This is a genomic window from Massilibacteroides vaginae (assembly GCF_900178525.1).
GTDB lineage: Bacteria > Bacteroidota > Bacteroidia > Bacteroidales > Tannerellaceae > Massilibacteroides > Massilibacteroides vaginae.
In genome coordinates this window covers 1,079,101-1,091,096 of sequence record NZ_FXDJ01000009.1, presented here as the reverse complement: position 1 = coordinate 1,091,096, position 11,996 = coordinate 1,079,101, and the positions used below count along the sequence as shown (strand labels likewise).

Genomic DNA, 11,996 nt, shown 5'->3' with positions numbered 1-11,996 from the left:
TATAATTGTATGAAAAGTATACTATATATAACACTATCACTCTTTACGCTTATTTCGTTAACACAAGCGCAAAATGATGTAGATTTTGAAAATAGTTTCCGAACACATTTAGCTTATTACAACAGTACCAAAATAGCTGAAGGAAATAACTTAGTTTATGTAGTAACCAACGGATCTTTATTAAGTTACAATAAAACAGATAACAGTGTAATTTATTATTCCCGTCAGACGGGTTTAAGTGATAATGCGATTACCAATATAGCTTATAACCCGAAAACGAACAGTTTAATTATAGTATATAAGAACGGAAATATAGATTTGATGAGTGAAAATGGAAGTGTATATAATATCAGCCATTTACTCAACAATTCATCCTTTATCATCAAAGATGTTAACAACATTGATATTTTTGATGATATAGCCTATTTATCCATGCAATTCGGAGTTATTGCATTGGATATGAATAAAAAGGAAATAAAAGATACATACCGCATTATTAATAATGCAGTATATTCTGTTTCCTTATTTAATAATGAATTATATGCCACAACAATTAATGGTCTTTATAAAGGTTCAATAAATTCAAATTTAGTTGACATCACAAATTGGAGTTCCTATAATCCTTCTCTACCAAACAGCACGGATACAATCATTAAAAGTGTTGTGTTCAATAATAATTTATGTTTCCTAAGCAAGAATAATAAAGTAAGAAATATCTATCGCATGGATAATAACGCCACTATCCATACGCTTCTTACTGACAATACCATAGAAAATTTAAAAGTTGAAAATGGAAAATTAATAGCTCATTCAAAAACCAAAGCTTATCTGTTTTCTTCGTTTGCAAATCCGGATAAAATTACGGATACAATAAATGACATTACTTCTTTAAAAGATCCGAATATTTTCTGGGTAGCTACAGGATCTACTATAATGAAAGGAATAAAGAAGAATAATTCCGGAAGTTATGACATAATTCTTTCTGAATTAAATAAAGAAGGTCCACGGGATAATACACATTGGTATATGACCACCTATAAAAATCAACTGCTTACGGTAAAAGGTGGTTTCTTAGCTAATAGTTTTCAAAACTTAGGTATTTTTTCAATATACGAAGATGGAAACTGGTTTAATTTTGATGAAAGTAAGGTTCAATACGGACCAAGTAATTACTACAAAGCTCCGAAAGATTTTACATCAATTGCCTGTATCGATACCGATCCTGTAACTTATTACATCGGCAGTTACGGAAATGGTCTTTTAGAAATAAAAGGAGAAGAAGTAAAAGTTTTTAATATAGATAACAGTCAATTAGAAACTGCCAGTATAAGCAATAAATATGGCTATATACGTATATCAGGTCTTGCGGTTGATAAAAATAATAATCTATGGATAACTAATCCTTCTCCTAATAATGCACCTATTAAGGTTTTAAAACCAGATGGTACGTGGGTTACCTTCGCTTTTAAGGGAGTATTCAAAAATTCTGACAGAATGGATAAAATTATGATTACATCCAAAGATCATAAATGGCTTAATCTTCCTTATAATATCGATGCAAATCCCGGATTATTTATATTTAAGGATAATAATTTATCAGAAGAAGGGAGTGAGTCTGTTTACGTAAGCAACCTGATAACCGCGGATGGAAATAGCATTGGTGCAAGTACTTTCCGCTGTATGGTAGAAGATAAAAAAGGAAATGTATGGGTAGGAACCAACAAAGGTCCTGTATACACACCTGTTCCCGCCAATGCTCTGGAAAATCCGAGCAGATTTTATTTTAATCAGATTATCCGACAAAATGAAGGAGGAAACTATATTTTCCTCAATAACGAACAAGTTAATACCATTGCTGTGGATGGAGGTAATCGTAAATGGATTGGTACGGAATCTACCGGTGTTTTTCTTGTTAATGAAGACGGTACGGAAACCGTTTATAATTTCACAACAGAAAATTCACCTCTTCCATCCAATAAAATTACCAGTTTGGCTATTAACCAATTAACAGGAGAAGTATTTATAGGCACAAATAACGGATTAGTATCCTTTATGAGCGAAGGAAGTGAAGGTAAGGATAATTACTCCGAAGTATCCGCCTATCCTAATCCTGTTCGTCCGGAAGATCATGATAAAGTAACAATAACCGGACTTATGACTGATTCTAATGTTAAAATCACCGATATTAGCGGAAACCTTATCTATCAGGCTAAATCAGTAGGAGGACAAATGATATGGAATTGCCGCAATCACAAAGGCAGTAGAGTAGCAACAGGTATTTATTTAGTTATTGCTTCCAATGCGGATGGTAATGAAAGCGTAGCTACAAAAATAATGGTTGTAAAATAAGCTTTTTACCACATAGTAATATAATAAAAAATATAAAGGTTATTTTTTCAAATATAAAGGTTATTTTTCAGAAAATAACCTTTATGTTTTTTACACCTTTATATCTATTGATTTTCAATGCTTTAAGAAAAACAAAAAAACAGACTGTTACAGCCCTAATTTAGCGGATAAATCAAGCATACGACGAATAGGTTTTATCGCTTCTTTTTGGACAGTTTCATCTACAAATATTTCGGGAAGTTCATATTTAAGACAATTATATAGCTTTTCCATCGTGTTTAAACGCATAAAGCTACATTCGTTGCAAGCACAGGTACTATCGTTTGGTGGGGCAGGAATAAATTGCTTAGCAGGACTGCTTTTTTGCATTTTATGAATTATACCGCTTTCGGTCGCTACAATGAATTGTTTTTTATCCGACTCGATAGTATGCCTTAACAATGCGGCAGTCGATCCTACAAAGTCTGACACCTGTATAATAGGTTGTTTACATTCGGGATGTGTTATTATTTCCGCTTCGGGATATTCTTTTTTTAAAGCAAGTATCTTTTCCAATGAAAATTGTTCGTGTACATGACAGGCTCCATCCCATAAAAGCATGTTTCTTCCGGTGATACTGTTAATGTAATTTCCTAAGTTACGATCCGGACCGAAAATAATCTTCGCATCAGCCGGAAAACTGTCTACTATTTGCTTTGCGTTTGTAGACGTTACAACCACATCTGTTACGGCTTTAACCGCAGCTGTAGTGTTTACATAAGAAATAACCGTATGATCCGGGTGTTGCTTTACAAATGCACTAAATTGATCAGCCGGACAACTATCTGCTAAGGAACAGCCGGCATTCAGATCGGGTACCAATACCTTTTTATCCGGACAAATTATTTTGGCTGTTTCACCCATAAAATGAACACCACATAATACAATAATATCAGCTTCGGTTTTAGCAGCCCATTGTGCGAGGGCAAGACTATCTCCAACAAAATCCGCTATATCTTGTAAATCGCCCGTTTGATAATAGTGCGCCAAGATAACCGCATTTTTTTCTTTCCTCAATCTATTTATTTCTGATTTAATATCTATATCTTTCGGAACAGGAACGTTGATATAACCTGCTGATAATTTCTGTGTCATAGTTCTTATTCGTTTATTATACTTAGATGAATTACCTAACGCAAAGTTAGTCTTTCTTTTCTTACTTCTTTCCTGCGTCCACAAATTCTTCATACATCGGTTTTCAACATCTTATATTTATATTCTTATTTAATTAAAACTTTAAAAATTAAAATATGATTATGATGTACGGTTAATACTATTGATAAATATACTTCAATACTGTTGTTTATTTCTTTATTAATATTTTGAATATACTTATCAGTAGTATATAAACAAGTTATCATGGTGTTTAGTTACTGTAAATAAGTGTTTTAGTATTAGTTTTGATTTTGTTGTTGATAAGATATAAACTGTATAAACAGATGGCTGTTTATTCTTTTTTATGGTGCAAAACCCCAGTTAATACAGAATGATAAATTAGTTATTCTTTCTATTGTAAAAATGATAAGCGGTTTCATATATAGATTTAGTAATAGAAAGCAAGAAGTATTTTTCAATTTCTATTCACCTTTTATCAATAGGTTATTAACTGCTGATTAAATGGAAATAAAGGTTTATTTTTGCAGTTCTATAAAAAATAAACGGGTTATGCGAAAGCTTAAAATAACGGAATTAAATCGTCTTTCACCTGAAGAATTTAAAAAATCAGCTAAAATACCGCTAATTGTAGTACTCGATAATGTTAGAAGCCTGAACAATGTGGGTTCTGTGTTTCGTACTTCGGATGCTTTTATTGTAAATGCAGTTTATTTATGCGGCATCACGGCATGTCCTCCGCATGCGGAAATACATAAAACGGCTTTAGGTGCGGAAGAAACAGTAGATTGGCTTTATTTTAAAGATACATTAGAGGCTGTTGATAAGTTAAAGAATGCCGGTTATACGGTATGTACTATAGAACAGGCCAAAGGAAGTATTATGCTTGATAAACTACAGATAAACAAGGATAAAAAGTATGCTGTAATTTTAGGAAACGAAGTAAAAGGAGTACAGCAAGCAGTTGTTGATAACGCTGATTTTTGTATTGAAATACCTCAGTTTGGTACAAAGCATTCGCTGAATGTATCGGTTACGGCCGGAATCGTAATTTGGGATTTCTTCTGTAAGTTGTCAGATTAAACCGTTTTCAACCAATACAACAACCCGTTCCGTCATAGCGTCACTTCCGTGTGGATTATATTCGGTTTTGAGACTTGCCCCGAACATACCGGCAAATATATTCCAGAATCCGGCTCTGAAGCTACCCAGATAGGCTTTCAATAAATTATAACTGGATTGATTGCATTCTCTGTCTATCAGTTTAATAAGTAGTTTGCCTTGAGAGAAAGTAAGTTTTTTAAGCTCCGGTTTATATTCTTTGAATAGTTCTTTTTCCATTCTTTTCAGATGATCCTGTCTTTCTTTTTCAGTAGGTAAGGTTTCCATATACTCATAGGTTTCGATTAAAGTTTCGTAAACCATTTTTGCATAGGGGAGTGTTCGTTTAACGTCTCTTACCAATTTGGTATATTTTTGCTGTTCTTTTTTGTTTTTAAATTTTATTTCCGGAAAAACATATATGTCTCGAAGACTTACAACAGCCACCGTATCCGAACCATCCACATAAGCTTTGTAGTGATCTTTCGGGAGTACATTCATTTTAATAGATTGAGCTGATAATGAAGCACAATATAAAATGAATAAAAACAATGTAATGTATGCTCTTATCTTCATCATAGAAAGCAGCAAAAATAATGGATTTGCCTGTTAAAATAATGAATAATACATAATTTGACTATTTTTGCGCCTTATTTTACCAGATACCTTAATTTATGAAGAAATTAATGGCCTGCATGGTCGTATTGTGTGTTTTTAGTTGTTCTTCTTTTGCCCAGTCCAATCTTCGGTCTGCTGATATCCGCTCTTTAGGAATGGGCGGAAACGGAGTAACCCATTCTGTTGTATTTAACTCAGCTTGTTTAAGTTTATCAACAAAACAATTCATTGATATTAACTACTATAACAAATACCAGTTAAAAGAATTGTCATCTGCTTCCGTTATTTATGGAAATCCGGATTTACCCCTTCCTTTCGCTGTTCACATTTCTACTTTTGGATATAACAAATACCGGGAAACTATGTTTCGTCTGGCTTTATCTAAGGCGTTGTCTTCTAAATGGATCATCGGAATAAGCGCGCAATACGCTCTATTGCAGACAGAATTGTATGAAGAAGAAGCTAAAAAGGTTTCTACGGATGTTGGTATCTTGTTCAAACCTGATGAAAACCTGTTGATAGGATTGTCGATAACAGATTTACCGTCTGTAAGACTTGATGATGAAAGTATTCATATTGAAGACTTTAATTATTATTCTGTTCAGGCAGGTTTTCAATGGAGGTTTATTAACAGCATGTTAATAGCTGTATCAACAAGTTATGATGACCGTTCGCATCTTCGTTATAACATGGGACTGGAATATACGGCTTACGATCAATTTTATATTCGAACAGGTCTGCAAACAAATCCTATAGTTCCCGCCTTTGGAGCAGGTGTAATGGTTGCTTCCTTTCGTATTGATGTAGCGGCAAACTATCATAGCCAATTAGGCGTTTGTCCGGGTGTAGCACTATCCTGTTCTTTCTAACTAATACTTGTAACTATGAAGCACTTGTTAATAACCTTTCTTATTCTGTTTATATTCTGTTTAAAAACTTGTTATGTTGCTGTTGCTCAGTCTTCCTTTATTGTTGATAAGTGGAAGGAGTATATTGACAATCAACAGGAAGAATTAAGCGAAGAATCGATGGAAAACTTGTATGAAGAACTATCTGCAATTGCGGATAATCCGTTTGAACTAAACACACTTACAGAAGCTCAATTAAAACGTTTACCATTCCTGACAGACAGGCAGATAAGTAGTTTATTAACTTATCGGGAAAAGTATGGAAAGATGCTTTCTGTATATGAACTTAAAAATGTGGAAGGATTGGATTTTCAAACACTTGAACTACTACTTCCTTTTGTTTATATCCATGATTCAGGTGTTGATAAGCGTTCAATAACTGTGGATAACTTGTTGAAGTACGGACGTAATGAATTGTATATGAGGTATGATAAATGTTTTCAACAAAAAAAAGGATATAAACCTGTTCCGGATAGTATTTTGTCGCATTTTCCGAATAGAAAATATGCAGGTGAAGACTTCTATAATTCAATTAGGTATTCTTATCAGTATGATGAACGTGTTCAGTTCGGGATAGTAGCAGAGAAGGATGCGGGAGAACCTTTTATGAATAAAATGCATAAAGGGTATGATTACTACTCTTTTCACTTGTTGATAAAGGGGATGAAATGGTTGAAAACATTAGTTGTAGGAGATTATAAAATGGCTTTCGGACAAGGATTAGTAGCAAGTCATGATTATTCTCCGTCTCGCAGTGCTATTCTTTCGCAGGCAGAAAGAAGAAATAACGGATTCCGCAGACATTATTCAACAAACGAATATGATTTTTTTCGTGGGGTAGGGGCAACGCTTGCTTTGAAGGATGTGGAAGTGAGTGTTTTTTATTCGGATAGAAATGTTGACGGATCAGCAGACAGCTTGTTGATTACTTCATTGAAAACAGACGGGCTACATCGATTACAACGGGATTGGGATAAACGTAATCAAGTAAAGATACGTACGCTCGGAGGTAATTTGCGTTATGCGTCTGAAAATATATCTATAGGTTTTACCGCTCTTCATCATTCTTTCGGAGGAAAACGTTATGAACCGGAAGTGAAACCTTACAACCTTTATTATTTTCGGGGTGAAGAGAATACAAATATGAGTGTTGATTATATGTTCAGAAAAGGAGCTGTAAAATTTTATGGTGAAACAGCTATCTCTGCAAATAAGGCGATGGCTACTTTAAATGGAGTACAGATACAACCGGTTTCGTATGCTTCTTTTCTATTGTTGTACAGGAATTACGGTAAAAGCTATCAGGCATTTTATGGGAATGCCTTCGGGCAAAATTCAACGGTTCAAAATGAAGAAGGTGTTTATATTGGAATGCAATTAACACCTATTCCTTACTGGAAACTATCGGCATACGTGGATGTATTTCGCTTTCCATGGCTTAGATACGGCGTTGATGCGCCGTCTTCAGGAAAAGAATATATGACTCAGATAGAGCATAACAACGGAAGGAATAATACGTTCTCGCTTCGCTACCGTTATAAGCAAACGGAAAAGAATATAACTGTTGATAAAAATATACGGATAGGAGAATTTGAATTGCATAGACTTCGTTTTCAGTTTACGCGTAAGGTTAATAACTGGAGTTTCCGAACTTCATTGGATGGGGTAGGGTATAGCAAGGAATCTTCGGGTACGGATAAAGGCTGGATGATAGGAGAAGCTGTTTCTTTTCAGCCGGACAAAGGAAAGTTAAAAGCGGATATTTATGTCGCTTATTTCGATACAGATAATTCATCCGTTGTAATTAGCTCGTTTGAACGGACGCCTTTATACGTTTATTACAAACCCTCTTTCTACGGACAAGGCCTACGAATGGCTTGTTCACTTCGGTATGATATATCACGCCGGCTAATGCTTGCGCTAAAGTTAGCATCAACTCATTATATCGATCGGGATAAGATTGGCACTGATTTGGAAGAAATAGAAGGTAGTGATAAAACAGACCTTAATTTAGTTCTTCGGTGGAAATTCTAAACACACAAGGCAGAGATATTGTTACATTTGCAAGCGATTATTGTAAAACAACTCAGCATATGTCTACAATTCTTTTTGATAAAATAGTATTTGGTCCGGTTAAAAGCCGTCGTCTTGGTGTTTCCTTAGGTATGAATCTGCTTCCTCCCGACGGAAAGTTTTGTTCGTTTGACTGCATTTATTGTGAATGCGGATTAAACGATGAACGCAAAACAACCACACGCCTTCCAACACGAGAAGAGGCAAAAAAACAATTAGAAGAAACCTTATTGGCAATGCAAGCAGAAGGAACAGTTCCGGATGTAATTACTTTTGCCGGAAACGGTGAACCCACCATGCACCCACAATTTGCCGGTATAATAGATGATACGGTTGAACTGCGAAACAACTATTTTCCAAAAGCCAAAATAGCAGTCTTGTCGAACGCCACAATGATAAAACGGAAATCTGTATTCGACGCCTTACTCAAGGTTGATGACAGAATATTGAAGCTTGACTCCGTACTCGACAGTCGTATACAACAACTGAACGCCCCCTATTCACCTTCATTCACCTATGAATGGTTAGTAGAAAACCTAAAAATTTTCGAAGGCAACCTGACTATACAAACCATGTTCCTGAACGGAGAACACAAAGGAGAATCCGTAAGCAACATGACAGAAGAAGAGATATCCGGATGGATCAATGCCTTAAAAGAAATCAAACCTCGTCAGGTTATGATTTATACCGTTGAGCGCGAGACTCCTGTAAAAGAACTTAAAAAAGCAACCAAAGAAGAATTAGATGCCATTGCCGATCGTGCCCGAAAAGAAGGGTTTGATGTTTCGGTGTCTTATTGATAACTTTACAAATAGTGGTTTTTTAAGGCTTCTACAAGAATATTTTACAGAATTAAATCAATTGGATTTTTGCTGCACCCTAAACAAAATGGAGAGGTGTATAGGTAATTTTATATTTTCTGTTTATCCTAAAACTTTTTAGAGGTCTCTTAAAATATTTTGTAAAAGCCTATCTCAGAGGATTTATTCTTAGGAGGTTTCTTAAAACTCTCTTAAATATCTCTTAGAGGTCTCTTAAATTATTTTTTAAGTATCCAATTTGAATTAAAAGTTGTTCCTATATTTTCAATTTTTTTATCACTCCTTAGTTCAGTTAGCAAATTCATTACTTTGTTTTTCCGTTGTATGTCGTTCATCCATTGAGGTAATTTATCCCATAGCAACTCATCTATTTCCGCTCTGGTCATACTATTATGTTCATTGATTGCTTTTAATATAAAATCAAGGTAGTACTGTTTATCAAATGCTTTATTCTTAGAATAATCAGCTTTATGTTCCAGCTTCTGTGCGGCATCAATACTTAGAAAATAGTTGGGACGGCGTCCTTCAATCAGCTTTTTTTGACGAAGTGTTTTTTCGTCTTCCCGGGTAATCATTTTTTTCTTTTGTATCCGGTCTAATAACATTACATCACTTAAGGATAAATCTTTGCGTTGAGTCAAAAGTCGGGCAAAGTTTTCGTTTATTACTTTTCCTATCAATGTAAGCGAAACCCGTCCGTTTGATAAATCGTATTCTGGCATAGGGAAAAGACGATCTCTTTGATAGTTAAACATTTTTCGGATACCACTTCCTATAGTATCAACCATTTTCAGATTCAACATAGCAGTTACTAGAAATTGGTTTCTATAAAGTTCCTCTGGTGCATCTTCCTGTATAACGCTTTCTATAGATCCTGGGATAAATTCTCCAAGATTAGTAAAAACCAGCTGATCAGGCATTTCCACAACGTTAATTCTTCCGCGCTTTGTATAATCTTGATGGGCAATGCAGTTGTTTATTGCTTCTCGGATAGAAAATGGTTCATACTGATCCATCTCTTCCGGAAAGAGCGTTCCTTCCTGTAGATATCTATATTTGAGGTTTCGTATCTTATTGTATACTTTGTCAACAGCTAATAAAAAAGGACAGCTAACAATCAGGTAATCTTTCTCTATTCCCTTATCATCTTTCAAAATCCATCTGATTTTAGCTTCTGACGGGTTAATATAATGCTCAGATTCATCCTTACCTAAAAGTATAATAGCCGTCCTGGTTATCTTTCCTTTTAATGTTATTTTTGCTTTGTTTAAAAAAGTAATATCATCCCACTGATCTACTTCCGCCTTTTTATCCGCATGTTTACTTTTGTAGTTCTTTCGGGCCAGTTTAATTGCATTCTTATCTAAATCATTGATGGTTGCATCTTCAATGATTTGTGCACTCCAGTCAATTTGGTTTGCTTGACTACGGATTCGTTCAATTTCCTCCAAATTAAGTGGGACCAACTCTTCCCCGTCTCTTCCATAGTAATGACCGCTGAAAGCAACAGGAATACCTTTAGGGGCAGGTGGTATTTCAAATAAAATTACGCGTCCTTGTAAGGTTTCCTTTTCGTGTATTTCAACAAATGTAATTCGGTTAGTGGTTTTGTTCGCAATTTCACCTTTCAAATGGTCTAAATCTTTTCGTTGTGAACGGAATTTAGTTCCTACAATTGCATGTTCTTTATTTTCTACACCAAAAACAAGCCATGCTGTCGACTTTCTTTTTAAGTTAGCCTCGTTGGAAAGAGCAGAAAAGTATTGGCCTAATTTGTTGAAATCGAATGTGTTTTTAGCTTCTTTGAATTCCACAAGTTCTGTTTCGGCATCCATAGCCAGGAGATGATCGAGTATCTCTTTTAATGTAGTATTATTCATAATTTTTTCTGGTGTATTTCATGCAAATATGTTTATTTTTCACAAAACCAGCAATAGGAAAAATCTTTTTTAAGACCAGATAGGAATAGTAGACATGTTCATTTTAAACCTCTAACACATAAAATATAGTTATTTATACAAAATACAAACTAATGATCCGATATAGTTAATCAATATTCAGTTCGTATTTGTTTAAGAGTCCGGGGAGTCCGCTGAGTGAAAAGGCTGCTTTTTTGATGCGGTTTCCTTCCGGATCAAGGGTAAAATTATAGGCCGTGCGGAGGTCGGCTTTTTCAAGGTTTGTGAATTCAAAAGTAGCTCCTAATAGGTCGCAGTTGTCAAAAACCGAATTGCTCAGGTCGGCTTCAGTGAAATCCACTTCTCTTAATTGCGAGTTCAGGAATGAGGTTTTCTTTATTTTTCTTTTGTAGAAAACGGAATGATTCAATAAGCAGTTATTAAATGAAAAAGAAAGGCTGAATTCGTTACACATATCGAATTGAAGCCCTAACATCTTGCAACCTGTGAATACTACATCCTGAAATGCCGTTTTATCCAGTTTTGCTAAACTCAAATTGCAATCAGTAAACGCACAGTTTATAAAATTAAAGCCCGAAAGATTATATTCAGCAAAATTACAGCCGTTAAAAGCACAGCTCTCATATTCTCCTTTTTCCAACGCAGTCAGCGTAAAATCCTCTCTTTCAAAAATCTCGTCATGTATATAAGCTCCCGGCATGCTAAATTGTTTGTTTTGATATAGGCCGGAAAGGTATCAACATAACTTGTAAGAATCAAAAAATGTATCTTTTATTTTGGAATCAGCCGATTTTCCGGAAGAAGTGTATGTCGAAAAATCTCATGCCGTTTTGAGTGGTATCATTGTGCCCCTTGCAGAGATTTCTCCGCTTCGGCCGGAATGACAAAGAGGAGCGTTTTTAGGCTAAAAAACGGCGTTTTAAAATGTGTTGAAAATCAATGAATATAAAGGGTGTAAAAACATAAAGGTTATTTTTCCGAAAATAAAGGTTATTTTTGAAAAAATAAAGGATATATTTTTTTTGATAATAGTATGCATTTTTGAGTGTTGACTT

At 34.8% G+C, this 11,996-nt stretch carries 9 protein-coding genes; 5 read left to right on the top strand and 4 right to left on the bottom strand.

Going from position 1 to position 11,996, the window contains the following annotated elements:
• The first annotated feature begins 9 nt into the window (after positions 1-9).
• Positions 10-2,349, top strand: coding sequence for a type IX secretion system anionic LPS delivery protein PorZ (gene porZ / locus B9Y81_RS12990; RefSeq protein WP_176221496.1), 2,340 nt, complete (start codon positions 10-12; stop codon positions 2,347-2,349).
• Between the two features lie 147 nt (positions 2,350-2,496).
• On the opposite strand, the gene nadA is transcribed toward porZ, so the two are convergent.
• Positions 2,497-3,483 (bottom strand): quinolinate synthase NadA, encoded by a 987-nt coding sequence (gene nadA / locus B9Y81_RS12985; protein ID WP_085537334.1) that lies wholly within the window; start codon positions 3,481-3,483, stop codon positions 2,497-2,499.
• Positions 3,484-4,053: 570 nt separating this feature from the next.
• Here nadA and B9Y81_RS12980 point away from each other — a divergent pair.
• Positions 4,054-4,584 carry an RNA methyltransferase gene (locus tag B9Y81_RS12980; protein ID WP_085537333.1) on the top strand — a complete coding sequence of 177 codons (531 nt, stop codon included), beginning with the start codon at positions 4,054-4,056 and terminating at the stop codon, positions 4,582-4,584.
• Here B9Y81_RS12980 and B9Y81_RS12975 read toward each other — a convergent pair.
• A complete protein-coding gene (locus tag B9Y81_RS12975; protein ID WP_085537332.1) occupies positions 4,576-5,181 on the bottom strand; it encodes a DUF4294 domain-containing protein in 606 nt (201 codons plus the stop codon). The genes B9Y81_RS12980 and B9Y81_RS12975 overlap by 9 nt on opposite strands.
• 95 nt (positions 5,182-5,276) lie before the next feature.
• On the opposite strand from B9Y81_RS12975, the gene B9Y81_RS12970 reads away from it, so the two are divergent.
• From B9Y81_RS12970 to B9Y81_RS12960, 3 genes are read left to right on the top strand one after another with little or no spacing between them, the layout of a single operon-like run.
• Entirely contained in the window at positions 5,277-6,089 is an 813-nt protein-coding gene (locus tag B9Y81_RS12970; protein WP_139822926.1) for a PorV/PorQ family protein, read from the top strand.
• 15 nt (positions 6,090-6,104) lie between these two features.
• Entirely contained in the window at positions 6,105-8,162 is a 2,058-nt protein-coding gene (locus B9Y81_RS12965) for a ComEA family DNA-binding protein (protein WP_085537330.1), read from the top strand.
• 59 nt (positions 8,163-8,221) lie between these two features.
• Positions 8,222-9,001, top strand: a complete 780-nt coding sequence (locus tag B9Y81_RS12960) for a radical SAM protein (protein WP_085537329.1) — start codon at positions 8,222-8,224, stop codon at positions 8,999-9,001.
• A 239-nt stretch (positions 9,002-9,240) separates the two neighbouring features.
• Here B9Y81_RS12960 and B9Y81_RS12955 read toward each other — a convergent pair whose 3' ends face one another.
• Together B9Y81_RS12955 and B9Y81_RS12950 are read right to left on the bottom strand one after the other, a co-directional pair.
• Positions 9,241-10,902, bottom strand: coding sequence for an ATP-binding protein (locus B9Y81_RS12955; RefSeq protein ID WP_085537328.1), 1,662 nt, complete (start codon positions 10,900-10,902; stop codon positions 9,241-9,243).
• A gap of 166 nt (positions 10,903-11,068) precedes the next feature.
• Complete coding sequence (locus tag B9Y81_RS12950; RefSeq protein ID WP_085537327.1) at positions 11,069-11,641, bottom strand: pentapeptide repeat-containing protein; 573 nt, start codon at positions 11,639-11,641, stop codon at positions 11,069-11,071.
• Positions 11,642-11,996 lie beyond the last annotated feature (355 nt).